At 54.4% G+C, this 25,751-nt stretch carries 18 protein-coding genes and 1 pseudogene; 9 read left to right on the top strand and 10 right to left on the bottom strand.

The genetic code is table 11. The annotated features are described in order from the left end of the window. Positions 1-164 precede the first annotated feature (164 nt). The 5 genes and pseudogenes from obgE to aroC all read left to right on the top strand — a co-directional run bounded on the left by obgE (position 165) and on the right by aroC (position 5,109). Positions 165-1,223: pseudogene (gene obgE, locus ENN66_11885) on the top strand (GTPase ObgE). 118 nt (positions 1,224-1,341) lie between these two features. Next, positions 1,342-2,190, top strand: a complete 849-nt coding sequence (locus ENN66_11890; protein HDS17280.1) for a shikimate dehydrogenase — start codon at positions 1,342-1,344, stop codon at positions 2,188-2,190. Further along, entirely contained in the window at positions 2,177-3,436 is a 1,260-nt protein-coding gene (gene aroA / locus ENN66_11895) for a 3-phosphoshikimate 1-carboxyvinyltransferase (protein HDS17281.1), read from the top strand. The genes ENN66_11890 and aroA overlap by 14 nt, the downstream gene beginning before the upstream one ends. A 36-nt stretch (positions 3,437-3,472) precedes the next feature. Then, on the top strand, positions 3,473-4,027 hold the full coding sequence (gene aroL / locus ENN66_11900; protein HDS17282.1) for a shikimate kinase AroL: 555 nt from the start codon (positions 3,473-3,475) through the stop codon (positions 4,025-4,027). Then, positions 4,024-5,109, top strand: a complete 1,086-nt coding sequence (aroC, locus tag ENN66_11905; protein ID HDS17283.1) for a chorismate synthase — start codon at positions 4,024-4,026, stop codon at positions 5,107-5,109. Before aroL ends, aroC begins: the two co-directional genes overlap by 4 nt. Positions 5,110-5,141: 32 nt before the next feature. On the opposite strand, the gene ENN66_11910 is transcribed toward aroC, so the two are convergent. From ENN66_11910 to ENN66_11950, 9 genes are all read right to left on the bottom strand, one after another. Further along, positions 5,142-8,195: a response regulator gene (locus ENN66_11910; GenBank protein ID HDS17284.1), complete on the bottom strand. Its 3,054-nt coding sequence runs from the start codon at positions 8,193-8,195 to the stop codon at positions 5,142-5,144. After that, positions 8,192-9,436: a (Fe-S)-binding protein gene (locus ENN66_11915; protein ID HDS17285.1), complete on the bottom strand. Its 1,245-nt coding sequence runs from the start codon at positions 9,434-9,436 to the stop codon at positions 8,192-8,194. Before ENN66_11915 ends, ENN66_11910 begins: the two co-directional genes overlap by 4 nt. Positions 9,437-9,612: 176 nt before the next feature. Continuing rightward, complete coding sequence (locus ENN66_11920) at positions 9,613-11,016, bottom strand: FAD-binding protein (protein HDS17286.1); 1,404 nt, start codon at positions 11,014-11,016, stop codon at positions 9,613-9,615. 5 nt (positions 11,017-11,021) lie between these two features. Beyond that, positions 11,022-12,521, bottom strand: coding sequence for a DUF814 domain-containing protein (locus ENN66_11925; protein ID HDS17287.1), 1,500 nt, complete (start codon positions 12,519-12,521; stop codon positions 11,022-11,024). Then, a complete protein-coding gene (gene parC / locus ENN66_11930) occupies positions 12,514-14,793 on the bottom strand; it encodes a DNA topoisomerase IV subunit A (GenBank protein HDS17288.1) in 2,280 nt (759 codons plus the stop codon). The genes ENN66_11925 and parC overlap by 8 nt, the downstream gene beginning before the upstream one ends. Positions 14,794-14,803: 10 nt before the next feature. Beyond that, complete coding sequence (gene parE, locus ENN66_11935) at positions 14,804-16,747, bottom strand: DNA topoisomerase IV subunit B (protein ID HDS17289.1); 1,944 nt, start codon at positions 16,745-16,747, stop codon at positions 14,804-14,806. Between the two features lie 2 nt (positions 16,748-16,749). Beyond that, on the bottom strand, positions 16,750-18,120 hold the full coding sequence (locus ENN66_11940) for a sigma-54-dependent Fis family transcriptional regulator (protein HDS17290.1): 1,371 nt from the start codon (positions 18,118-18,120) through the stop codon (positions 16,750-16,752). Next, positions 18,117-20,372, bottom strand: coding sequence for a PAS domain S-box protein (locus ENN66_11945; GenBank protein HDS17291.1), 2,256 nt, complete (start codon positions 20,370-20,372; stop codon positions 18,117-18,119). The genes ENN66_11940 and ENN66_11945 overlap by 4 nt, the downstream gene beginning before the upstream one ends. 2 nt (positions 20,373-20,374) lie before the next feature. After that, positions 20,375-21,031 carry a DUF4390 domain-containing protein gene (locus ENN66_11950; GenBank protein HDS17292.1) on the bottom strand — a complete coding sequence of 219 codons (657 nt, stop codon included), beginning with the start codon at positions 21,029-21,031 and terminating at the stop codon, positions 20,375-20,377. Positions 21,032-21,391: 360 nt separating this feature from the next. On the opposite strand from ENN66_11950, the gene ENN66_11955 reads away from it, so the two are divergent. The 4 genes from ENN66_11955 (at position 21,392) to ENN66_11970 (ending at position 25,149) form a co-directional block, all read left to right on the top strand. After that, positions 21,392-22,447 carry a TRAP transporter substrate-binding protein gene (locus tag ENN66_11955; GenBank protein ID HDS17293.1) on the top strand — a complete coding sequence of 352 codons (1,056 nt, stop codon included), beginning with the start codon at positions 21,392-21,394 and terminating at the stop codon, positions 22,445-22,447. A 236-nt stretch (positions 22,448-22,683) separates the two neighbouring features. Next, positions 22,684-23,172: a TRAP transporter small permease gene (locus ENN66_11960; protein ID HDS17294.1), complete on the top strand. Its 489-nt coding sequence runs from the start codon at positions 22,684-22,686 to the stop codon at positions 23,170-23,172. Between the two features lie 4 nt (positions 23,173-23,176). After that, positions 23,177-24,466, top strand: a complete 1,290-nt coding sequence (locus ENN66_11965) for a TRAP transporter large permease (GenBank protein HDS17295.1) — start codon at positions 23,177-23,179, stop codon at positions 24,464-24,466. 254 nt (positions 24,467-24,720) lie between these two features. Beyond that, the gene (locus tag ENN66_11970; GenBank protein ID HDS17296.1) at positions 24,721-25,149 is read left to right on the top strand and encodes a universal stress protein; all 429 of its coding nucleotides are present in this window, start codon (positions 24,721-24,723) and stop codon (positions 25,147-25,149) included. Between the two features lie 82 nt (positions 25,150-25,231). Here the strand turns inward: ENN66_11970 and ENN66_11975 are convergent. Continuing rightward, a partial coding sequence (locus ENN66_11975; protein ID HDS17297.1) for a TRAP transporter large permease subunit occupies positions 25,232-25,751 on the bottom strand: 520 nt, incomplete at its 5' end.

The following is a 25,751-nucleotide window of genomic DNA, read 5'->3' on the forward strand; positions in this document are numbered from 1 at the left end:
AGGTCCTGTTGTAAGCGAGGTAGCTGAAAGTGCTGCCAATGGAAATTTTATGGGTCCTTCTGAATTAGAAGGTCTTTGACTGACCTTATCCCCAAAAAGCCCTTTTAATTAAAAGGGCTTTTTTGTTTTGCTTTCCAACAATTCTCCGGTCGGTCAATTAACTTATGCGATTCATTGATGAAATTACCATCGAGGTCGAAGCCGGCAGCGGCGGTAACGGTTGTGTCAGCTTTCGCCGGGAAAAATATATTCCCAAGGGAGGGCCAGACGGTGGAGACGGCGGGCGGGGCGGAGATATTATTCTGTGTGGTGACAGTCAGAAAAATACTCTGCTTGATTTGCGTTATCAGCGCCTTTATCGGGCACACAAAGGGGGCAACGGAGCAGGAAAAGATCGCACCGGTGCGGCTTCGGATGATCTTGTGATCAAGGTGCCGCTGGGGACTGAAATCTGGTTCCTGCCTCCTCAGGGCGAGGCTGAAGAGGCGCTTTTCGGCGGCGAAATCATGGCCCACGATGAGTCTCTGGTTGTTGCCAAGGGGGGCCGTGGAGGTAAGGGGAATGCTCATTTTGCCTCATCGACCCATCGGACGCCACGTTTTTCTCAGCCCGGAGAAGAAGGTGGCAAGGCCCGACTCAGGCTGGTCCTGAAACTTCTGGCTGAAGTTGCCCTGATCGGTCTGCCCAATGCCGGCAAATCGACCCTGATTGCTTCCGTGTCGGCTGCCCGGCCCAAGATTGCCGCTTATCCTTTTACCACCCTGCAGCCTCATCTTGGAATCATGCCGGTGGGCGACTATCAGCAGGTAGTGATCGCTGATATTCCCGGTCTGGTGAGTGATGCACATTTGGGAACTGGTCTGGGGACTAGATTCCTGCGTCACATTGAAAGAACCAGACTTTTGGTGCATTTGCTTTCTCTGGCCGAGTTTCAAACGATTGAGGCCTTGATCGGCGCCTATCGCGTCGTCAGTCAGGAACTCACGCTGTATCGCGACGACTTGCTGGAGCGCGAAAAAATGGTCATCCTGACTCAGATGGATGTCGTCTCGGCGGATCTGGTTGCCGCGCTGCTCGAGCAACTTAGTCATCATCCCCTGATGAACGGGCGGCGCGTTCTGGCTCTTTCAGCCGTAACCGGCGCCGGAATCAAGGAGTTCAAGGAGCATCTGGTCAGAATCATGGCCGGCGAATCGTGCGGATTGATACCCTCTGAACCATGATCGGGAAAAGGCAGAAGACTAAGTGAAAAATGCAGTTTTCCGTAGATGTGGGTCTGCCCGTCTGCTCGGGCTCGGGGCCTGTTCTGGAAGTATGCCGCCGGTTTTCCGGAGTGAATAGATGGCGCTGAAAACAATATCTCTGTATGCGGTGATTGGTAATCCCATTGCTCATTCATTAAGCCCGGTCATGCACAATGCCGCTTTTAAAGCGATGGGGATGGCGGCTGGTTTCGTCGCTTTCCAGGTGACTGATGCGGCGACCGCGCTTGCCGGGGTTCGGGCTTTGGGGATTGCCGGTTTGAGTGTGACGCTGCCTCATAAACAGTCGGTTATGGATTGCCTGGACGAAGTCGCCGAGGACGCGCGGGTGATCGGCGCCGTCAATACGGTGGTAAATCGTCGGGGCCGTTTATGTGGTTATAATACCGATGCCCCTGGAGCCTTGACGGCTTTGCGCCGGAAAGTCGATCCACAGGGGCGCCGGGTTCTGATTCTTGGAGCCGGCGGCGCGGCGCGGGCCCTGGTTCATGCGGTCACCGGGAGCGGCGGCCGGGTCGCGCTGGTTAATCGCGGGCGGCAACGGGCGCGGGAACTGGCCCGTGACTTTGCGGTCGAAGTCTTGAGCCTGGCGGAAATTCCTGCCTTCGCTCCGGAAATAATAATTAACACAACCTCGGTCGGCATGTTTCCCGAAAAGGCGCAAACTCCTCTGCCGGAAGAATTTCTGCAGCCGGGCATGGTGGTTATGGATATCGTATATAACCCCTTGAATACCAGCCTGTTGCAGGCTGCCGGTCGCCGGGGGGCGCTGATCATCGATGGGCTGGAAATGTTTGTGGCGCAGGGCGCTCTGCAGTTTGAGTTGTGGACCGGAGTCAAAGCTCCGGTTGCGATCATGCGGCAGGCGGTGTTGCGGGCTTTGGGGGAAAACTGTTCTTTGCAGGAGACGTCAAGTGTTGGAAATTAAGCCCAGAAGGGTACAGTCCGCCGAAGTTCGGGTGCCGGGATCAAAAAGCTATACGCACCGGGTCTTGATCGCCTCAGCCTTGGCTGAAGGTGAAAGTCTTATCGAGGGCGCGCTTTTCAGCCGCGATACCGAATTGACCGCCGCCGCTCTCGGGCACATGGGAGCCCGGATTAACGCTGATGCGTCGGCCCGCAGTTTCAGGGTGCTCGGTACCGGAGGCCGGTTACAACCCTGCCGGGAAGATATTTTTCTTGAAAATTCCGGTACTTCGATGCGTCTTTTGACCGCCGTGGCGGCGCTTGGAGAGGGTTTTTATACCTTTGACGGCAGTCCCAGGATGCGGCAGCGGCCGATGGCCGAACTGCTGACGGCTTTGGGCCAGCTTGGGGTGCCGGCGGCATCCTTACAGCAGAACGGTTGTCCGCCGCTTCGGATTGGCGGTGGTCGGATTGCCGGGGGGAGCGTGGAGATTGATTGCAGTGTCAGCAGTCAGTATCTTTCGGCCCTGCTGCTGATCGCTCCCTTGACGCGGCAGGGACTTGAGATTCGGGTCGTCAAAGGGCCGGTTTCCAGACCATACGTTGATCTCACCCTGACGGTCATGAAAAATTTCGCCATCGAAGCCCAGGCTTTCGGTTGTGAACGGTTTCAGGTCGGCGGTGGTCAGGTTTATCGATCCGGAAATTACGCGGTCGAGCCGGATTGTTCTCAAGCCGGCTATTTCTGGGCGGCCGCAGCGATTTGCCAAGCCGAGGTCAAGGTTCTCGGCATCTCGGCTGATTCCGCGCAGGGGGATCTCGGTTTTATCCGGGTGCTGGAAAAAATGGGTTGCCGCCTTGAATTTGCCGATGACGGAATCACGGTTAGCGGCCGGCCTCTGCAGGGCCTGACGGTGGATATGGGTGACATGCCGGATCTGGTTCCGACTTTAGGGGTGGTGGCGGCCTTTGCCAAGGGGCGCACGATGATGACCAATGTAGCTCATCTGCGAGCCAAGGAAAGTGATCGCCTGGCGGCGGTCGCCACCGAATTGGGTAAAATGGGAATCATGGTCGAATGCGGAGAGAATTATATCGCGGTCACCGGCGGCCGGCCGCAGGGCGCGTTAATCAAGACCTATGACGATCATCGAATTGCCATGAGCTTTGCCCTTGCCGGCCTCTGCCTTCCGGGAATGAAAATCGAGGATGAACATTGTGTGGAAAAATCATTTCCCGATTTCTGGAAGGTTTTTGCCGCTCTCTAGTGGCATGGCAGCTGCGGCCAGATTTGGAGTTAAACCATGTCTAATCTGTATCTGATCGGTTATCGAGCGGCGGGAAAGAGCGTCGTGGGCCGGAAACTGGCCGCGACGCTTGGTCTTCCTTTTCAGGACAGTGACCTTTTGCTGGTCGAACGGGCGGGCCTGAGTATCAGTGCTTTTGTTGAAAACTTTGGTTGGGCGGCTTTTCGTAAGCTTGAAAGTGAAATTTTAAAAGAGTGTGACGCTTCGGCGGCGATGGTGTTGGCAACCGGGGGGGGAATGGTTCTGGATTCGGATAACCGTGCTTTTTTGCGGAGTCGTGGTCGGGTCATCTGGCTGAAGGCCGGTCCAGAAGTTATTTCCACCCGTCTGGCGCTGGATTCGCAAACGGCGGGATTCAGACCGCCATTGACGGCTTTGAGTCCGGCCGAGGAAATCCGGCGCGGGTTGGTTGAACGCGAACCGCTGTACCGGGAAATCGCTCACTATGTGATTGAGGTTGAGCGGCTGTCTCCCGATGCGATCGTTGCCCGGATCGTTGACTATTTACAGAAAAATCGTACTCTTATGCAAAGTCTGAAGGTTATGCCATGAGCAGTACATTTGGTACGCTGTTCAAAGTTACGACTTTTGGTGAGTCGCACGGGGCCGGGGTAGGGGCCGTGGTCGATGGCTGCCCGCCCGGAATCGAGGTTTCGTTGCCGGTGATTCAGGCTCAGCTTGACCGGCGGCGTCCTGGGCAGAGCGACCTTGTCAGCCCGCGCCGGGAAGCTGATCGCCTGGAGATTCTCTCCGGCCTGGAGGACGGCAAGACCTTGGGCACGCCGATTGCCATGCTGGTTCGCAACACCGATCTCAAGCCGGCTGATTATGGAGCTTTGACGGAGGTGCCGCGGCCCTCGCATGCCGATTATACTTATCGAATGAAATATGGAGTCGGTGCCCGCAGCGGGGGAGGGCGGGCCAGCGCCCGGGAAACCCTGGCCCGGGTGGCGGCCGGAACCTTGGCGGAGGAGTTCCTGCGCCTGCGGTTCGGGGTCGAAATCGTGGCCTGGGTCAGTCAGATCGGCGGGGCGGTTTTCAGTCAAGCGCCGCTTACCACGATTTCTCGGTCCGCGGTCGAGGCCTCGCCGGTACGTTGTCCTGATCCCGAGGCTGCCGCGGCCATGGTCGCGGAAATTGAAAAAGCCCGGATTGCCAGGGATTCAGTCGGTGGGGTGGTCAGCTGTGTTTGCCGTCATCTGCCCGCCGGCTGGGGCGAACCGGTTTTTGATAAGATGGATGCACTCCTGGCTCAGGCCATGCTTTCCCTGCCGGCGGCCAAGGGTTTTGCGGTCGGCTCGGGTTTTGCCGGAGCCGCGATGACCGGTTCCCAGCATAATGATCTTTTCGTGGTCGGTGATGGCGGCTTGGCGACCTCCAGTAATTTCAGCGGGGGGATTCAGGGAGGGATCAGTAATGGCCAGCCGGTATTTTTTGAGGTTGCGTTCAAACCGGTGCCGACCATCGCTAGACCTCAGAACACGGTTGATTATAACGGCAATGCGGTTATTCTGGAAGGTAAGGGCAGACATGATCCCTGCGTGCTGCCCCGGGTGGTGCCGGTGGTTGAAGCCATGGCGGCCATGGTGCTGGCGGATTTGGCCTTGCGTCAGACGGCCCGCTGTGTGAGCTGAATAATCTTCGAGCCCGGTCGGCCACGAAAAAGCTATTGGCGGCCGGCGAGCTCATCCTTCAGGATTTCATGTAAGATCTCGAATTCCATTTCCATTCTTTCGCGGCCCTGGTAGAGTCTCTGCGTGTCCTTGGCGAGAACCGCTTTTTCGACCTCGTAGGCGGCAGTCTGAAGCTTATGGGCGGCAAGGCTTCCCGCAGATCCTTTCAGGCTGTGGGCCGCGATTCTGACCCGGTCAAAGTCATTTTCTGCGACGCCCCGCTTGATATCTTTAAGAAAAACTTGGGCGCTCTGGATAAAATCGTGCAAAAGCTCATGGTACAGATCAAAATCATCGTCAAGTTTTTTCAAAAACGCCGTGCGGTCAAAAAGATCGGTGTCGCAAACTGTTCCATTTTCGTCTTCCTGAAAAAGGCTTTCGGTTTTTAAATCCTCGTGCGTGGTTTCGGATGCCTCGGTTTTGAGGGGGTTCTCCCGGCGGGACAGGCAGCGCTCAATAATCTGCTTGAGTTCTTCCTGGCGGACCGGTTTGCTGAGAAAATCATCCATGCCGGCCGCCAGACAGCGCTCCCGATCACTTCTCTGGGCATGGGCGGTCATGGCGACGATAGTGACTTTGGGGTTGATGGTGGTTGTCGCTCGGCTGCGAATCAGTCTGGTGGTTTCGTAGCCGTCCATTTCCGGCATCTGAATATCCATGAATACCAGATCGTAATGGGCTGCTCCCAGCGCCGCCAGCGCCTCAACGCCATTGCCGGCGGTCGCGCATTTCAGCCCGAGCTGGGCGAGCATTTTCGAGCCAACTTTAAGATTGACCTGATTATCATCGACCAGGAGAATGCGCAGATTTTTTTTGCTTTCCCTCGTGTTCCCCTCCTGCGACAATTTTTTTTCATCCTTTTCCCTCGGCCGCCCGAGCCCCATGACGTGAGCCAGCTGTTCACATAACAGGGATCTTTTAATGGGAGTAGGAATAAGCAAATCAAAATCGGTGGTGGTTTTCATCTGGGGATGCGGAGTCAGGCCGACCAGAAAACGAGGCAGCAGAAATTGAGGGATTAATTTTCTTAAGTTTTCCAACGCTGTTTTTTCCGAAAGATCCACGAGCAATATGTCGTAGGGCACGGAATCGGTTTGTGCATCATAGAGTTTCTGGGTCAGTAACGGCAGGGAAAAGACCTTGTCAACCCCGCAATTCAGGGCTAAAAGATGTTGTTCTGCGACCTCGCCGGCCGGTCTCGTTTGCTGGCTTGCGGTCTTTGAAGCCGGCGGGGGCGTGAACAGGATGAAATGGCGTCCAGCGAAGATTTTTGCCTGGGGTGGGCCGTTCGCAGTGGGCTCGCGGCCCAGGACGACGGTAAACCAGAAGGTTGAGCCCTGGCCAAGCTGGCTTTCGACGCCAATCTCTCCGCCCATCAACTCGGCCAGTTGTTTGGAGATCGCCAGTCCCAGCCCTGTACCCCCAAACTCCCTGGTCGTGGATGAATCAACCTGGGTGAAGGATTGAAAAAGCCGGTTAATCCGATCACTGGGAATACCAATCCCGGTGTCGGTGACGGAGAAATGGAGTTTAACCAGGGTGGTGGTTTTATCCAGCATGGAGACTCGGATGATGATTCCCCCCTCCTTGGTGAACTTAATGGCATTATTGGTCAGGTTGATCAAGATTTGCCGCAGGCGGCCGGGATCACCGCGAACCAGTTCCGGAATCCGGTGGTCGACAATGCAGTGGAAGAAGAGATTTTTTTCTGCGGTCCTGAGAGAGAGCAGGCCGAGCAGATCATCGGTGGTTTCACGAAGCGGAAACTGGATCTCTTCGAGATCCAGTTTTTTAGCTTCGATTTTTGAATAGTCGAGAATGTCATTGATGATCAGCAGCAGCCCTTCACTGTTTCTGATGATGATGTTGAGATAGTCGCGTTGATCGTGATCAAGGGGTGTGTCCAGCAACAGTGACGAAAAACCGATAATGGCGTTCATCGGCGTTCTGATTTCATGGCTCATGTTGGCCAGAAATTCACTTTTGGCGGCGTCGGCAAGCTCCGCCTCAAGGGTCATTCGGTTGGCCCGTTGAATGGCCTGTTCCAGTTGCGCGTTGATTTCATCCGCCTCGGCACTGGCGCGGCGCAAAGCCTGTTCACCTTTACGGCGTTCGATTTCTGTGGCGGTCTGGGCGGCGAAAATCGTAAGCAGGTCTTCGGTTCCGGGGGGCAGTTCCAGCTTGCTTTTCTTTAAGACGCCCATGAGGCCGATCATTTTTTCAGCGGAGTTGTAGAGACCGATGCCGATGTAGCCCGAGCCCCGGAATTCTTTGAAAAACCGGTTGTCGGGAAAGTGTTCCTGAATGTTTTCAGGGATATGGCAAATGCGTTTTTTTTCTGTTCCGAACAATGGGGAATAATTCAGCTTATAGCTGAAGGAATCGGCTGTCTGCTGATCGCTTTCCAGGGCTATTATCTGTACCTGTTCTTCTTCAATCGTGCCGATCCAGGCGGTTTCACAGGCAAACCAATGACGCAGGGTGGCGACCAGGTTCTTGAAAAAAGGCTCTCCGAAGACTCCGAAGGTATTGGCGATGACGGTTTTAATGGTGCGGTCGGCCCGGATAACGGCGGTGCGATCATGCAAGGTGGCGGAAAAAAAAGGTTTGGTTTCACGTTTGCTTAGGTGCACGAGCAGGATTATGTGGCAGATCAGTTTGGCGCCGGGGGTGGAGATTTCGATTTCACCTTGCCACTGGCCGCGGTCCAGGGCCGTCGGCAGAGCCTCGGTCTTCAGAAAGTAACGGTTACTTTCAGAGAAAATCTGAAAAAACGACCGCTTCGGAAGCTTTTCTGATGCATCGAGTGCAAACAGACGGTGCCCGGCCGGATTGAGATAGGTTATCGTGCCCTCCAGGGTGAACATGACCACTGGATTTGGTGAAATTTCAATGATTTCAGCGAGTTGATTTTTACCTTCCTGGATTCTGAGTAACTTTGAGCCCTGACTGTGGTCGAGCTCGCGATCGGCCAGGAGCAATTTTTTATAAAGCTCTCTGATTTGCTTCTCGAGCTGTTTGATGGTCAGTCCAGGCTCTTCTTTCATGACGGCTTCTCTGGGCTTCTTAAAAGTTCGGCCAGCAGGCTGACAGGATGTTCGGCCTGCCAGGAGCTGCCGGCCACCACCGCTCCTTCAGTTAACTGCAGGAGGCAGCCGGGACAGCCGCTGGCGACGGTGAGGGCTCCGGTTTGTTCAATATCACAGGCTTTTTCGGCCAGAATCTCACGCGACAGAGCTTTGTGAGTCAGACCAAAAGTGCCGCCGGCTCCGCAGCAGCGTTCGGGATGGCTCATTTCGATGAAATTCTCCCCGGCGATCAGGGAGAGCAGCCAGCGCGGCTCGCGGGTGAGGTTCTGGCCTTTGCGCAGATGACAGGGATCGTGATAAGTGATTTTCCTGGATAAGCGGCGGTTGCCGACCAGCCTTTCCAGCTTTTCCCGGTGACGGTAAAGAAATTCACTGATATCCAGAATTTCGCAGCCGGCGGGCAGATTTTCATATTCTTTCAGAGCATGTCCACAGGAAGCGCAGCCGGTAACGATTTCCTTGACGGATGCGTGCCGGTGAAAGACCTCAAGGTTGCGATTTTGTAAAACCCGATGGCTATCCTGGTCGCCGGTCCCCCAGGCGACCAGGCCGCAGCAAACCAGTTCGCGTGGGAACAGGCCCTGAAAACCCAGTTGTTCAAGGACATAAATAAGATCAAGTCCGGTTTGCGGGTAAAGGTAACGGGTGGCGCAACCGGGAAAATAAATAACCGGTTCAAGCGCGGCTTGCGGTTTTTGTTGCCTGAGCAAGTCATCGAGGTTGCGGCGGGGCAGAACCGGAATAACCGTCTGTTCATCGATGCCGGGTAAGGGCAGACGGCGTTGAAGACCACTGTGGCGAGGTAGTTTTCGTCCCCAGAGGCCCTGCAGGAGTGAACCTGTTTTAAGTAAGGCGGCCAAACTCGAAAAACGACTTTTGAGTAGGGCGAAAGCGCTTTTTTTAATGGGATTGAGGCCGCATTCCTGGTTCTGATGGTTGCGTGCGGCCGCGATGATCTCGGTGATTCTGATGTTTTTTGAGCAGTTTTCTTCGCAGGAACAGCAGAGCAGACAGTGGTCCACCGCTTCCCGCCAGCCTGGCGGCAGATCTGACTTTCCCTGGACGGATTCAATCAGATTCAGTTTGCCGCGGGCCACCATTTCCTCCCGTCCGGTCTGCCGATAAATCGGGCAGACCGTCATGCAGGCCCCACACTTGACGCATTTTTTCAGTTCGTCCCGCCAGTTGGCTTGGCTCATGTTCTTTATCTCGTCAAAGCAAGCGTTTTTCGGCCGGCGCCGAAAAACGGAATCTTTTATTTGATATGGGCTGAATCATTATCGTTGGCTCATCCCTGATGGAAGTCGGCGGGCGAAAAGCCTGTCTTTGAAACCGCAGCCCTTCATCTTCGTGAAAATTCACCGGCAGGCGGTGGTCAGTCTTCCGGTGGAAAAATCTTGCCCGGATTCAGACGATTTTCCGGGTCAAAGGCTCTTTTGATCGCCCGCATGGCGGCAATGGTGGCGCGGTTCCATTCTTTGTCGAGATAGGCTGATTTGGTGTTGCCGATGCCATGTTCACCGGAAAGGGTCCCTCCCAGCGACAGGGTGATGGCAAAGATTTCGGCGACCGCCTCTTCCCCGCGCCGAGCCTGTTCGGGGTCGTTTTTATCAAGCATGACGTTAACATGGATGTTGCCGTCACCCGCATGTCCGAAACAGACAATCGGCAGTTTGACCAGCTCCGAGAGTCTTCCCAGACGATCGATCACGGCCGGAATCGCGGCTCTGGGAACCGCGATGTCTTCGTTGATTTTATGGGGCGCAAGATTGGCGATTGCGGGCGAAAGCCGCCTGCGGGCGCTCCAGAGCTGGGCTCGCTCCGCTTGGTTGCCGGCTTCGATGAACAGCAGGGCGTCATCTTTTAACAGGCTTTGCAGCTTGCGGTTCTGGGCCTCGACACTGGAAACCGAGCCGTCAATTTCGACCAGAAGAAGCGTATCGGCACCGTCGGGGAGAGAAAAAGGCAGCGTTTCCCGGACCGCGTTGATTGAGTGCCGGTCAAGAAATTCGATGGTCGAGGGATCGATCTGGTTTTTCAGCATGCTGGTGATGGCCCGGGCCGCGCTCGCCATGGAAGGAAAGGCCAGCAGCGAGGTGCGGACGCTTTCCGGAGCGGGAAGCAGTTTTAGCAGAATCCGGGTGATGACGGCCAGGGTGCCTTCCGATCCGACCAGCAGCGAGGTCAGATCGTAACCGGAAACCGATTTCACGCATTTATTGCCGCAACGGATGGTCTCACCATTGATCATGACCGCCTCCAGGCCCATCACATAGTCAGCGGTAACGCCGTATTTTACCGCTCGCGGACCACCGGCATTCTCGGCGACATTGCCGCCGAGAGTTGAAAAGCCGAGGCTGGCCGGGTCCGGGGGGTAGAACAGGCCGACCCTGGCGACCGCTTCCTGCAGCTCGGCCGTCACTACTCCGGGTTCAACCGTAGCTATCATATTATCCTGGTCGATTTCCAGAATCTTTTTCATTCTGGTCAGGGACAGGATGATGCCGTCCGCACTGGGAATCGAGCCGCCCGACATGCCGCTGCCGGCCCCGCGGGGGAAAATCTTCAGTCCCTGGTCGGCGGCCAGGCGGATTACGGTTACGACCTGCTTATGATTCTCGGGCAGCACCGCGAGCAGCGGCGACCGGCTCTGGCGGGTGGCGTCATAACCATAACAGGAGCGAAGATCCTCGGCGGCGGCAATCTGCTCTTGTTTGAAACCTGACTGCTTGAGTTTCTCAACCAGCTGGTTGCGCACCGGGTTGATCGCTTCTGACATGTTATTTATCCTTTGCTGGTTTCCGGGTTGACGGTCACGGTCGTATGCGGACCGCTGAGGAGCAGTTGGCCCGGGTGGGCCCCTTTGGGTTTACGCAGATATTTAATTTTAGTCATGGTTACTTCGACTCGGCGTTCTCCCCGGATCTGAGAGTTGGCGGCCGCCAGGGTGGCCGCCTGCAGCTGTTCGGCTTCCGGGGCGCTGCCGTCGGGGGAGGCTTTGAGCAGAACATGGGCCCCGGGGCGTTCCCGGACATGGAACCAGAAATCTTCGGCTCGACCAAGATGACGGTAGAGATAGTCGTTGGCCAGGGCCGTGCGGCCGAGATAGATGACGCCTCCGGCCACCCCGTCAAGCCGGGTGATCCCTGGTTGTGGGGAGGGGCGCGCCGGTTTTACGCGCGAATTTTTGTTTTTTTCGGCGAGTGGCTCTGACCTGGATTTTTTAGCCGTCAGAGCGGCCGCCAGCTCCAGCAGTTCCTGTAACTCTTCCGAAGTATCGCTCTCCGGTCGGAATTTGCTGAACTGAAAAAGTAGATTCATGGTGTAGTCTTCATCGCCGCGGGTCAGCCGGCGGCGGTCTTCAATCAGCTCGAGTCCCCTTCTGGCTTTTTTCGCAGTTTTGTACAGTTTTTCCAGATTCTCCTGAGGAGTGAGCGCCGGATTCAGGGCGATGGCGGTTTCCTCGAGTTTTTCCGACCAGTAATCAACCACGTAAGCCGTGCTCAGGCCTTTTTGCAGCCGCGGCAAGGAGGCCTTGAGCAGGTCTCCCAGACGACGATTGTCGAGATGTTTTTCCTTTTCGGCGGCTTCCGCGGTAAGATGCTGCTGTCTTTTCTGCAGGCGGCGCAAATGTTGCTGCAGAGCTTTTTCAAGTTTCCTGAACTCAAGGGCGCCGTAGTGCTGCTGGTAACGGGGGAAAAACCAGTCATCGTAGGCGGAAAGCAGCTCCTGAGCGGAGGCGGTGGACGGATTCGGGATAATTTCGTGCAGGAGCACCGGCGCCGTGTTGTTGGGGGAGCCGGCAATTATCGGCTCGGGGGGGCGATATGCAAAACCCGGGGCCAGTCTTTCATGATGGGAAACCGGGCGCATCAAGGCGCCTATAATCATATTTTCGCCTTGGGTGAAGACGACGTTTTGGTTTTTGCCGGTGAATTCGATGATCAGTTGCTTTTCGGTTTCCCGCGTGGTGGCGCGGATAAAAATAATGCGGTCATGGGCGTCTTTTTTCAGATCGAGAATCCGGGCCCCCTGCAGGTGACGGCGCAGGTAGGCGCAGAAACGTAAGGGTCGCGGCGGGTTAAGATAACGGCGCTGAGTCAGATGCAGGCCCGGCGCCTGCGGAGCGATCGCAATCAGCAAGCGTTGTTCTCCGACGTGACCCCCTCCGCGCAGACGCAGGAGCAAATGCCAGGGCGTCATCTGATGAATCTTGGTAATGAATGAACCCTGCACTTGGCGCAGCAGAACTCCACTCATGACCTCCAGACTTTGTTTATCCATGGTCTGGGTCGGATTGGTCGAAAATTATTTCCAGACTGTCCGCTCGTTGCAGGCCCCGCGGCAACAGCAGGCCGCGACGGCCACGACTACCGCGATAAGTCTCGAGATTTTCTTTTTTCAGGGTCATCTGGCGGTGCCCGGCATGGACCCTCAAGGTGGCACCCGCCGGCAGAATGATTGCCATTTTCAGGGTTTCGTTTTCGGACTGGTTTTTCCCATTGGGGTTAAGGCTGATGATTTTGTTGCCTTTGCCCCGGGTCAGCAGCGGCAACTGCTGGAGAGCAAAAATCAGCATGCGGCCGCTGCTGCTCAAAGCCACGAGTTCCTCCTGCTCTGTCCTTCCCAGATGCAGCGGAGGCAGGGGGTGGGCGTTTTGAGGTAGGCTCAGAACGGCCTTGCCGTTACGGTTTTTGCTCAGCAGGTCCTGCAGGCAGGTAATAAAACCATAACCATCATCCGAGGCCAGGAGAAACCTTTCCTCATTTTCACCCATCAGCAGATGTTCAATAGGGCTGTCAATCTGCAGGCGTCCGCTCAACGGTTCTCCATGGCTGCGGGCCGAAGGCAGGGTGTGGGCCGCAAGTGTATAGCAGCGCCCGTTGGCGGCCAGGAAAACGACAGGCTGGTTGCTGCGCCCGGTAACCGCCGTTTTAAAGGCATCCCCGGTTCGATAGGTGAGTTTCAGAGGGTCGATGTCGTGACCTTTCGCCGCCCTGACCCAACCTTTGTCGGAGACGATGACGGTGATCGCTTCGGTCGGCAGCAGCTCGGTTGTGCTCAAGGCCTGGGCTTCATTGCGGGGGATGACGGTTGGAGAGCGACGCGAATCACCAAAGAGTCTGGCGTCGTTTTTGATTTCCTTACGGATCAGATTTCTCAGCTTGCGCTCGGAAGCCAGAATCTCAGCCAGGGACTGTCTTTCCTTTTCGAGTTCATCCGCTTCACCTTTGATCTTGAGCTCTTCCAGTTTGGCCAGATGGCGCAGCTTCAGTTCGAGAATCGCTTCCGCCTGTTTTTCACTTAAGCCGAAATGCTGCATCAATATCGGTTTCGGCTGATCATGGCGGCGGATGATGTCTATGATTTCATCAATATTGAGAAAGGCAATCAGCAGGCCGGCAAGAATGTGAAGACGGGCTTCGACCTTTTCCCGGCGGTAGTTAAGACGCCGACGGACGACCTCGATACGGAAGCGGAGCCACTCATTGAGTAGTTGGGCCAGTCCCATGACCCGGGGACGTCCGTCGAGAGCAATCAGGTTCAGGTTGACCCGGTAGGTTTTCTCAAGGTCGGTCGTGGCGAACAGATGGGCCATCAACAGCTCGGGGTCAACCCGGTTGGAACGGGGAATGATGACCAGACGAACCGGTTCCTCGTTGTCCGACTCGTCTCGTAAGTCGGCCACCAGGGGCAGTTTCTTGGCCTGCATCTGGGCGGCGATCTGTTCCATGACCCGAGCGCCGGAAACCTGGTGGGGCAGGGCCGTAATCACGATGTCATGCTCTTCCAGTTCGTAGACCGCCCGCATTTTCAGGGTGCCGTTGCCTTTTTCATAGAGCCTGACAAGTTCCTCGCGTGGGGTGATGATCTCGGCCCGGGAAGGAAAATCCGGGCCTTTGATAATCTCGCAAAGAGCGGCCGTGGTCGCCTCGGGATGGTCCAGCAGATAAATGCAGGCTTCGGCAACCTCACTGAGATTGTGGGGGGGGATGTCGGTCGCCATGCCGACGGCGATGCCGGTGCTGCCGTTAAGCAGAAGATTGGGCAGCCGGGCCGGAAGCAGAAGCGGCTCCTGCAAGGTGCCGTCAAAATTATCTCCCCAGTCGACCGTGCCCTGATCCAGTTCGCTGAGCAGCAGATCGGCATAGTCGGAAAGCCGTGCTTCGGTGTAACGCATGGCGGCGAATGACTTCGGGTCATCCGGAGCCCCCCAGTTGCCTTGGCCGTCGATCAGGGGGTAGCGGTAGGTGAAGGGCTGGGCCATCAGGACCATCGCTTCATAGCAGGCGGAATCTCCGTGGGGATGAAACTTGCCCAGTACATCGCCCACGGTTCGCGCCGATTTTTTGTATTTGGCTCCGGCTTTCAGGCCGAGTTCGGACATAGCGTAGATGATGCGCCGTTGTACCGGTTTGAGGCCGTCACCGATATGGGGGAGAGCCCGGTCGAGAATGACATACATGGCATACTCGAGGTAAGCCTTTTCGGTAAAACGGCCGAGAAACTGCTTTTCGCATTCGTCCTGAAGGAATAACTGCTTTTCCTGCGTCATATGATTTTGTTTAGTCGTTTTCCTGGGATTGGGCCGCGGCGTCCGTCGGAACTAGTGGTTCTGCAGTCAGACAGCCTTTATCTTCGAGCCACTGGCGGCGGTCGGCGGCTCTTTTTTTGGCCAGCATCATGTCCATGATCTGGAAATCCTCGCCGGCTTCGTTCAGGGTCAGCTGGACCAGACGCCGGGTCTCGGCCGCCATGGTGGTTTCCCTCAATTGCAGGGGGTTCATCTCGCCGAGTCCCTTGAATCTCTGCAGGTTGATGCGAACGTTTTTTTTGTCTTCCCGCAAACGTTCAAGGATAGCTTCTTTTTCGGTCTCATCAAGGGCATAGTAGACCTCTTTGCCACGGTCGATCCGGTAGAGAGGAGGCATGGCGATGAACAGATGGCCGGCCCGGACCAAGGGCTTGAAATGACGGAGGAACAGGGCGCAGATCAGGGTGGCGATATGAAGACCGTCGGAATCGGCATCGGCGAGAACGCAGATTTTTCCGTAGCGCAGGTCTGTGAGGCGGTCGGAGCCCGGGTCGACCCCGATGGCGGCGGCGATATCATGAATCTCCTTGGAGGCCAGAATGACTTCGACATCGCTTTCCCAGGTGTTGAGGATTTTCCCCCGCAACGGCATGACCGCCTGAAAATTTCGGTCCCGGGCCTGTTTGGCGGAGCCTCCGGCGGAATCGCCTTCGACCAGGAAGAGCTCGCTCAGGGCCGGATCCTGGCTGACGCAATCGGCCAGTTTGCCGGGCAGGGCCGGCCCGTTGGTGATTTTCTTGCGTTCGACCTTGCGGGCCGCCCGTTGTCTTTTCTGCGCGTTGGCGATAGCCAGAGCGGCGATTTCCTCGCCGATGGCGGGATGTTCATTCAGCCAGAGGCTGAAAGCGTCCTTGATCACCCCGGCGACCAAGGACGCGCTTTCCCTTGAAGTTAGTCGTTCCTTGGTCTGGCCGGAAAATTGGGGATTCTGAGATTTCAAGGAAATGATGTAGCTGCAATGTTCCCAGCTGTCCTCAGGGGAAAGTTTCAGTCCTCGGGGCAAAAGATTGCGAAAGTCGCAAAATTCTCTGATAGCCGCCTGTAAACCGCTGCGCAGGCCGTTGACATGGGTTCCTCCGGCCGACGTGGGAATCAGGTTGACATAGCTTTCATTGATAGGTTCTCCCCCTTCCGGTAACCAGGTCAGGGCCCAGCTTACGCTTTCGGAATCACTGCTGAATTTACTGGTAAAAGGCGGATCCGGAATCTGAGAACGGCCGTCGAGACTCTGTTTGAGATAGTCGGCCAGGCCATCGACAAAGAGCCATTCATAACTCTCTTCGTTGATCTGGTCGATAAAACTGACTTTCAGCCCGGGGCAGAGAACCGCCTTGGCCCGCAGGGTATGGATCAGGCGGTTAACCGCGAATTTGACGGTATCGAAATATTTCGGGTCCGGCCAGAATCTGATCGCGGTGCCTGTGTTGCGGCGTCCGACATCCTCGATCCGGGTCAGGGGAGAGCTGCTGATTCCGCCACTGAAGGCACAGGTGAAACGACCGCCGTCGCGTTTGACTTCAACCTCCAGATGCTGGGAGAGAGCATTGACGACAGAAACTCCAACCCCGTGTAAACCACCTGAATATTGGTAGCTTTTATGGTTGAATTTGGCTCCGGCATGAAGCCTGGTCATGATCAGTTCGATTCCCGGGACCTGCTCTTCGGGGTGAATGTCGACCGGCATGCCGCGACCGTTATCCCTGACCTCCAGCGAGTTATCGTTGTAGAGAATAACTTCCAGGCGATTGGCAAAGCCGGCCATGGCTTCATCGACACTGTTGTCGATGACTTCCTGAGCGAGATGGTTGGGCCGGGTCGTATCGGTGTACATGCCGGGTCGTAATCGGACCGGATCCAGGCCCTTGAGAACCTCAATGGCTTCCGCGTTATAAAGCCGTTCGGTGTTATTGGACATGGTCAGTCGGATTGCTTGAGGGCCAGAGATTTGAGCTTGCGTTGCAGGCTGTGTCGGCTGATGCCGATCCGTTGAGCCGTTTTCGAGATGTTCCAGTCGTTTTCATCGAGCTTATTGCCCAAGTAGATCTTCTCAAAGTTTTTGTTTGCCTCGGTAAGTGAATCATTTGCCAAAAGATGGTTCCAGACGAACTGGTTCGGTGTCAGGGTCGGTTCCGGATTTCTCAGATATGGGGGCAGATCTGCGCTGCAGATAAGCTCTTTGTCGCACATGATCGCAAGTCTTTCCATGAGGTTTTTGAGCTCCCTGATATTGCCGGGCCAGTGATAAATCTTCAGTCGGTCGATGGCTTCCGGATCCAGGTGGTGACGGCTGCCGCCATGTTCCTTGAAGTAGCCGGCCAGAAAGGTGTCGGCGAGGATCGGGATATCGTCACGCCGTTCGCGTAAAGGAAGGGTCTGAATGGGCAGAATGTCAAGCCGGTTAAAGAGCTCCCTCCGGAAATTTCCGCTGTGGATCTCGTGCTCAAGGTTTTTGTTGGTTGCGGCGATAATCCTGACATTGACCGGGATGTTCTGGTTGCTACCCAAGCGGGTAAAGGTTCTTTCCTCAATAACCCTGAGTATTCGGGCTTGGGTAGCGAGGCTCAGGTTGCCGATTTCATCGAGAAAAATGGTGCCGCCATGGCTCTCTTCAAACTTGCCGTGCTTTCGTCTCAAGGCTCCGCCGACCCCCTTTTCACAACCAAAAAGCTCGGCCTCGATCAGTTCTTCAGGAACTGCGGCGCAGTGGACGTCAATGAAGGGCTGGTCGCCGCGCTTGCTTAAACGATGAATCTCTCGAGCGATCAGCTCCTTGCCGGTTCCGTTTTCACCGACGATTAAAACCCAGCCGTCGGTCGGGGCGATGATCCGGATCTGCTCCTTGAGCTGGATGATGGCCGGGCAGTTGCCGGTCAAGCGGTTTTCATGATACTGCCTTTTCAGACGGAGGTTTTCTTCCTGCAGGCGTGAGAGGGTCAGGGCGTTGGCGGCCGTGATCACCAGCTTGTCAAGGGAGAGCGGTTTTTCAATAAAGTCAAAGGCGCCCATTTTAGTGGCCTGAACCGCGGTCTCGATGGTGCCGTGACCGGAGATCATGATGATCGGAACTTCGGGGTGCTCGGTTTTCAGGCCCGGAAGTAATTTTAGGCCGTCGCTGTCGGGCAGCCAGATGTCGAGAAAAATCAGATCGGGAGATTCTTTCTCAAGCAGGGTCAGGGCGCTGCCGCCATCTTCGGCGCAGCTTACGGAATAACCTTCGTCGGTAAAAATATCGCTCATCGACTGGCGAATGGCGGGTTCATCATCAATGATGACAATATGTTTTTTCATATGGTTTTTATGATGGGCAGTTCGATTACGAAGCAGGTGCCTTTGAGATGGTTTTCCCGGACGCGGATGAAGCCGCGATGATCATTGATAATGGTTTTGACGATGGTCAAACCCAGTCCGGTACCCATTTTTTTTGTGGAAAAATAGGGTTCGAAGAGACGTGACATGGTTTTTTCATCGATACCCGGGCCGTTGTCGTTGATCTCGATAATAACCATTTCCAGACTTTTGTCAAGTCTGCTTGTAATCCAGATCTGACCGTCTCTGGTCTTTTCCAGAGCCGCCAGGGCGTTGTCAAGCAGATTGGTCAGGGCCCGTTTGATTTGCTCGTGATCAAGATAAAAATCCGGAATTCTGCTGTCCGGGATAAAACTGAACGAGACCCGGCTGTGGCTCTGGCGGTAAAGGATCAGTGATTCTTCGATCAGGGGGTTAAGGTTTTGCAGCGTCGGTCGCGCTTGTGGCATGCGGGCGAAATTGGAGAATTCATTGACCAGCGATTTAAGTTCATTGACCTGCTTGACAATGGTTGACGTACAGTCCTGCAAAACTTGATCGCCTTCGGCGGTCAGGCCGCTGTATTTGCGCTGAATGCGCTGGGCCGAAAGCGCGATGGGGGTCAGTGGATTCTTGATTTCATGCGCGATTCGTCGCGCGACCTCACGCCACGCCACGGTTTTCTGGGCCTTGACCAGGTCGGTCATGTCGTTGATCAGAATCAGCATGCCGATGTAAGTCCGGCTGTCATTGTAGAACGGACTGAAATTAACCGAGATATAGCGGTTGATTTCAGGCAGGGTCAGCTCGATACTGCTTTCTTTATGCGGGTCACTCTGGCTTTCCTTCAGGTATTGGCGGATTTTCTGAATAAGTTCTGCGGGAAAGATGTTGCGATAGTTTCTGCCCTGAACCTCGGGGGCGGAGAAGGCAAAGATTCTTTCCGCTGCCCGGTTGATGGTGGTGATGCGACCGCTGCGATCAATGGCGATCACCCCGGAGTTGATGTTTTCAAGGATGGTTTCAATGTAGCGTCGTCTTTCAGCGTGCTCACTGCTGATGCGGCTCATCTCCTGGTGGGCGAGTTCGCTCTCACGCCGGCTGACAAGGAGTTTTTGGGTCATGCTGTTAAATGAGTCAACCAGGATTCCGAGTTCGTCGCTGGCCACCATGTCAATGCTGAAATCGAGGTTGCCGCCGGCGATCTCGCGGGTTGCCAGGGCCAATTCATGGACCGGTGCGGTAATGTCTTTCGCCAGATAAAAACCGAACCAGATGGAAATGAAGGTGATTAATGCGGTGATCAGGACAAAGGTCAGAATGTAATTGCTCTTAATGTAGAGCTCCAGGTTCTTGGCTTTTTTGTAGGCCGTGTATCTTCCCGAAATACTTTCCATTCTGGAGGCGAGCAGGGCGGGAACAAACTTTACCGTTACCACCATGGCAATGACTTCATCCCCTTCCCAGACCGAAAAAACCGGTGCCCAGCCCTGTACCAGGGCAGCGCCGCTGTCTAGGGGGATGATGCGGTTTCTGGGGGGGGGGCGGTCGCCCAGGTCAAGTCCCTCCAGAAACTGGTTGTAGGTCAGGTTGTCGCTGAGGCTGAGAACCACGACCTGGTTGCCGGGCGAAAGAATAACCCCGATCGCGTCAAGAGAAAATTCAGCACGTTTGTCATCGATCAGTTTTTGCATCGGCTCCTTTTTTTCTCCGATCATCAGACCCCGCCGGGTCGCCTCGGTGGCGAGGCTTAAGGCCAGGCCTTGATTCTGGCGGCGCAGGTTGTCATAATATTCCTGCGCGATGATCAGGGAAGCATCCAGAGAAGCCTCAAAAGTGGTTGAAAACCAGTTGTCCAGGCTGTAGCGGATAAATCCGGTGGCGGCGACAAACAGAAGGATGGTGGGAAACAGAGACAACGAGATGAAGGCGACCACCAGCTTGGTCCGCAGACGAAAACCGACGATTTTACGTTTTCTTTCGAGCAGCAGTTTTAACAGGTTGCGCAGAATCAGAAAGATCAGCAGCAGCAGCAGGATGATGTTGATGTTGATCAGGGCGAAAACCAGAACATTGCCGAGAATCGGCAGATCGGCGGGCATCAGGTTGGGCAGCTTGATTTCAATGTAGAAAAGGGAAATGATGATCACGCTCAGGATGGTGATGATCACGGTTTCGCGCCGGCGCCGGATGCGATCCTTGTCGGTCGACGTGGTGGTTGCCGGAATAGTTCTATTGGGTGATGGTGAAAGCAAGGCTATCTCTGCATCGTTTCGGAAAGCAGACGCTCGGGAATGTCGATAGTGTAGCTGTTGCTTTTGCGATCCCAGGCGGAGAGGAAGAAAAACAGGTACTCAAGATGAAAAGGCAGGCGGACTTTTCTGATTTCACAAAAGGTTTCAATCTGGTAGCTACGGTTTTCCTCAAGTTGAGCCGACGTCAGGAGTGTAATGTCACGAAAGCTTGCGGCCTCTTCCAGGGCCTCTTTGTAAGAAGTGGTTTCTCTGGTTTTTCCAGTGGAATTATTACTGACGATGAAAACTCTTTTCAGGTTGTCGTATTGAATTTGGTGGACGTGGACTTTTTTGCCGAGGGTGCGGTTGAAATTAATCAGGAACAGGTTAAGTTTGTTCACTTTCACTTCGGTATGCAGGGTGATATTCTGCGAGACACCGTTTAAAAGAAGTGATTTGATCTCTTGATCGAAAGGGTTGGCGACTTCCACGGAAAGCCTGATTTGACCGTTCTCCGAACTCAAGACAAATTCTTCAAGATAGGGGGGATGGTCCACGGCAAACTCTATTTGTTTTTTGCCGGAGGCATGTAAATTGCTGCCCGTTTGCAACAAGACCAGCAAGGTGCAGAGCAAAAAGATCAGGGCGCAGAGATGATAGTTGGCTTTACTTTTTATCATGGTTGCGGCCGGTTTTTTTAAAAGACCTATTTATTCCGTCATTTCAATAGATTATGGATAATTTTCCGAACGCTCGGAAAGTCCTTATAATACTTGTTGGCGGCGTTAATTGCAAGGGAAATACTTTTTCCCGGAAAGCCTTTCGCGGTTGGTTCCGGAGCATCAGATAGCGATCGGCACCGGGCCCCGCAGGAGCTTGATTCACTGTTTTATGGTTGTTTTTATAAAAATGTTATGCTAGGAGTAAGGGGAGGTTTGTCGAAAGTCTGTCGATCGGGGTTGGATTACGATCTGTTCAGGATTTCGATCGGAAGCTGGTTTTGCGGGACTAACAAGATTAAATTGGAGAGGGGTAGAAAAATGAAGAGATGCTTTGTTTGCATGCTGGTTCTGGTTAGCTTAATGGTGTGCTCAACCGCTTTTGGGGCGGAGAAGGTTAATCCGCTGGCTAAGTGGCAGCCGAAGGTCGACATGTCGGGCGCCAAGTATGTCATGAAGGTTTCAAATGTTTCCCATCCGGTCATCGAAGGCGTGGCGGCTGGTTACCGGGTTCGGGACAGCCTCTGGGAGCGCAGTAACGGCCAGATTGAGCTTAAATACTATCCTCTGTCGCAGCTGGGCGGTGAAGTCGAAGTTCTTAACATGCTGAAAACCAACACGATTCAGGGCATGCTTTCTTCCTCGGTCGCGGTTACCAACCTGGCTCCCAGAATGGGGCTTATCAACCTGCCTTTTCTGGTTAATTCGTTTGACAAGCTCGACCAGTATATCGGGAGCGAATATTGGCAGTATTTTCTTGACGGCATGAGGCACCAGGGGGTTTTGGGCGTCGATATCACCGGCTATGGTAATTACGGCTGGGCGACGATAGATCCGGTTAAAACCCTGGCTGACGCCGGCAAGGTGAAATTCAGAATCGCTGAAGCGGCGGTTAATCAGTCTCTGTACCGGGCCTGGGGGTTGAATCCCGTGGTCATGCCTTGGCCCGATGTGCCCATTTCTCTGAACCAGAAGGTGATCACCGGTCTCGACCATACGCCGATGGTTTGTAACATCACGAAAAAATTCGATGTCTGCAAGCATTTTACGCAGATCAACTATGCGCAGGGACTGTTTATTTTTCTGGTCAATGAGAAATTCTACAGTTCTCTGCCGGCTGATCTTCAGAAGATTCTGCTGGATGTTATTCATGAGGAATGCGCCAAAACCCGGGTTATGACCCGTCAGCAGGAAGTCGACCAGATCGCCAAAGCCAAGGAAGCCGGAATCAGTTTTTACCAACTGCCGGCTGAGGAAATGGAGCTTCTGCGGGTTAAAGGGGACGAGGTTCATAAACAATGGGCCGCTGAAATCGGGGCTGACTATCTGAAGAAGGTTCAGGATTTCCTGGGTTACAAACGGGTGCTTGATTATTAAAAGCTTTTCCTTCCGGAAAGCCGGAAGCTTACCAGGCTTCCGGCTTTTTAGTTTCTTTGCGGCGGAGAAAGCCCGATGGGGTTGTGGGGAGGGTTTCCGAGTTCGTTGCTGATTCAAATTTTCAGGATTACATCGGGTTGCTTTCCTGTTTGATGTTGGGTAGCGGGGCCTGCTTCCGTATTGCTTTTACTTTTACCCACTGAAATTGTCATTTTATTGATTGGTTGAAGGATATTATGATCGCCAGAAGTTTCAGGATTATTGATAGAGTCTTTTCTTTTTTTGAAGAATGGAGTCTTTTTGTCGTCGTTATGGTCGGGCTGATCTCGCTCTTTGTGAATGTGGTTTTGCGTTACACGATTCACTATTCCCTGGCCTGGTCGGAAGAGCTCATTCGGGAAGTCATAATTTTTACTACCTTCATCGGTTGCTCCGCCGCGATTAAAAACCGCTCCATGATTCGCATTGATGCCCTGCCTCAGATTTTCCCCGTATTGAAGAAGCCACTCGACTATTTCAGTCATGTCTGTACCTTAGGCTACAGCGGGTTGATCTTTTATCTTGGCTGGCAGATGGCCGCATTGCAGTATTCGACTCAGCAGAAAACCATTATCCTGCAGGTTCCGCTGGTGCTTCTCTATGCCATTCTTCCGCTGATGGGCGCCATGATGTTCATTCGAACCATCATGGCCCTGTGGGAAGATTTTACGGGGGAGAAGGTCTAACGAAATGGATAATTCTTATTTAATCATTGTTTTCTGTTTGATCGGTTGTCTGGGGGCGACCATTCCGGTCTTCATGTCCCTGTTTTTTACCAGCATTCTCGGCTTTATTTATTTTACCGACATGCCGATTCTGATGCTGGCTCAGACCCTTTTCCGAAGCATGGATAATTTCGCTCTGGTGGTGGTGCTGTTTTTTATCCTCTGCGGCAATATCATGACCTCGGGGTCGATTGTCGACCGGCTGATCAAGGTTGCCAATGCGGTGGTCGGTTTTTTTCCGGGCGGTCTGGCTATGGCCGGAGTGCTTGCCTGCGGTATGTTCGGCGCAATTTCCGGCTCCACCGTGGCGACCGTGGTTGCCATCGGCGGCTTTATGATTCCGGCCCTGATGGATAATCAGTACGATGAAAAATTCAGCGTCGGGATTATGACGACCGCGCCGATTCTGGGGGTTATCATTCCGCCCAGTATCTCGATGATTCTTTATTCCATGGTCAGCAACGACTCGCTGGCCGCCCTTTTCATGACCGGTTTCGTTCCCGGAATCCTGATTATGGTGGCGATGTCCCTGTATTCCTTCTTTTATTGTCGCAATCGTGATTTCAAACGCTCCCCGCCGCCGACTTTCAAGGAAGTGCTTCGGGTCTTGCGCCAGGGTTTCTGGGCCCTGATGTTGCCGGTGCTGATTTTCGGAGGGATCTTTTCCGGGGTCTTCACCGCCAATGAAGCCGCCGTCGTTGCCTGTGTCTACGCCTTCGTCGTCGAGCTGTTCATTCATAAGGATATGAAATTGTCCAAGGTCAAGGATGTCGTGGTTTCCTCGGCCGTGACCTCGGCGACCCTGCTGATCATCGTGGCCGGGGCGACGGCCTTTGGCCGCTATCTCACCCTGGAGCAGATTCCCTCGATTCTGGCCGGGATCGTGGTCAGCAAGGTTCACTCCGCCTGGACCTTCCTTCTGATTGTCAACATCATGCTGCTGGTGGTCGGCATGTTCATGGATATCATTTCGGCGACTTTGATATTGGCCCCGATCCTGCTGCCGATGTTGCCAGAATATAATATCAGCACCCTGCACTTCGGTCTTCTGATGACGGTTAACCTGGGGATCGGTTATTGTACGCCGCCGCTCGGTGTCAGCCTTTATATCACCGGAGCCCTGGTTAATCGGGGACTGATCTACGTAACCAAGGCAGTCATCCCTTTCCTCGTGATTCAGATAGCGACTTTGATGTTGCTGACTTACTGGCCGGACGTGGTTCTTTTCCTGCCGGAGTTCTTCTACGGAAAATGATTCCTGGTTGGACCCCGGCCGCCGTTTCTGTCGCGTGAACTGTGGCCGGAGCAGGGATCTGGTCGCGCGTGGCTCTTTAGATAAATTCGTAACAATGTATGAAATCGTAAAAAACGGGATGGGCTTCGTAAACACTGCACAGGCGAGGCACCTGGACCTTCCCGGCTCTGGCTGGGTGGGTTGCAGGGGAACGAGATCGCGGGAGTGGTTACGAAGCCATCATAATTAGTTTTGATGATTGTGGAGAATTGAGAATGCCTTTACATGTTCTGGTTCCTGTTGATGATTCGCCTGCGGCGCATCGGGTTTTGAATTATATCATAAACATGAAGGACATGATGCCGATGCGGGCGACGTTGTTGATCGTGGTTCCTTTTTCCCAGCTCGAATATCACGGTTTTCAACAAAGCCAGCTCGAAGCTATTACCCGGCAGTCTCTGGAACACTGCCAGAAGGTGGTGGAGAAACATCGCCTGGTGCTTGAAAAAAATGGAATTGCGGCCGAGGCCAAAATGGAACGCGGTAATCCGGCCGATATGATTTGTCGGGTCGCCGCCGCGCAGGGGGTAGATCTGGTGCTGATCTCCCCCAACGGTTCCGGCAAGCTTTCAAATCTGATGTTCGGCTCGGTAGCCAACAAGGTGGTTCAGGAATGTCATCTTCCGGTATTGCTGGTGCGGTGAGCGTACGTTTTTGCGAGGAAAGAGAAGAAGAAATATAAAAAGGCCGGTGCAAACCGGCCTTTTTTGTTGTTTTAACGAGGTTTTATTGCATCAGGCCGGGGAGGAAAAGTGAGAATTGGGGGATGGCCAGCAGGATGACCGTGCCCAGAATCAGGGCCCCGAGAAAGGGGAGCACGCCGCGAAAAATCGTGCCCAGGGGGATCTCCGGAGCCGTGCCTTTGACCACGTAGACGTTGATTCCGACCGGTGGTGAAATCACCCCCATCTGGGTTACCAGGACGATGACCACCCCGAACCAGATCGGATCGTAATTCAGGGCCAGGATGACCGGATAGAAAATCGGCACGGTGAGCAGGATCAGGGCCAGGGCGTCGATGAAACAGCCTCCCAGCAGATAGACCAGGATAATGACCGTGATAATCAAAAAACGGGGCAGGGGCAGGCTCGCGACCCAGCCGGCGAGATCGAAGGGAATTCTCGTGACCGCGAGAAAATGACCGAAGATAACCGCGCCGGTGACGATAATCATGATCATGCAGGTGGTCCGGGTGGTTTCCAGAAGTGCGGTTCTGAGCTTGGTCGGGCTGAGATTGCCGCCGCTC

This window comes from Pseudomonadota bacterium (genome assembly GCA_011049115.1).
Lineage (GTDB): Bacteria > Desulfobacterota > Anaeroferrophillalia > Anaeroferrophillales > Tharpellaceae > DSCM01.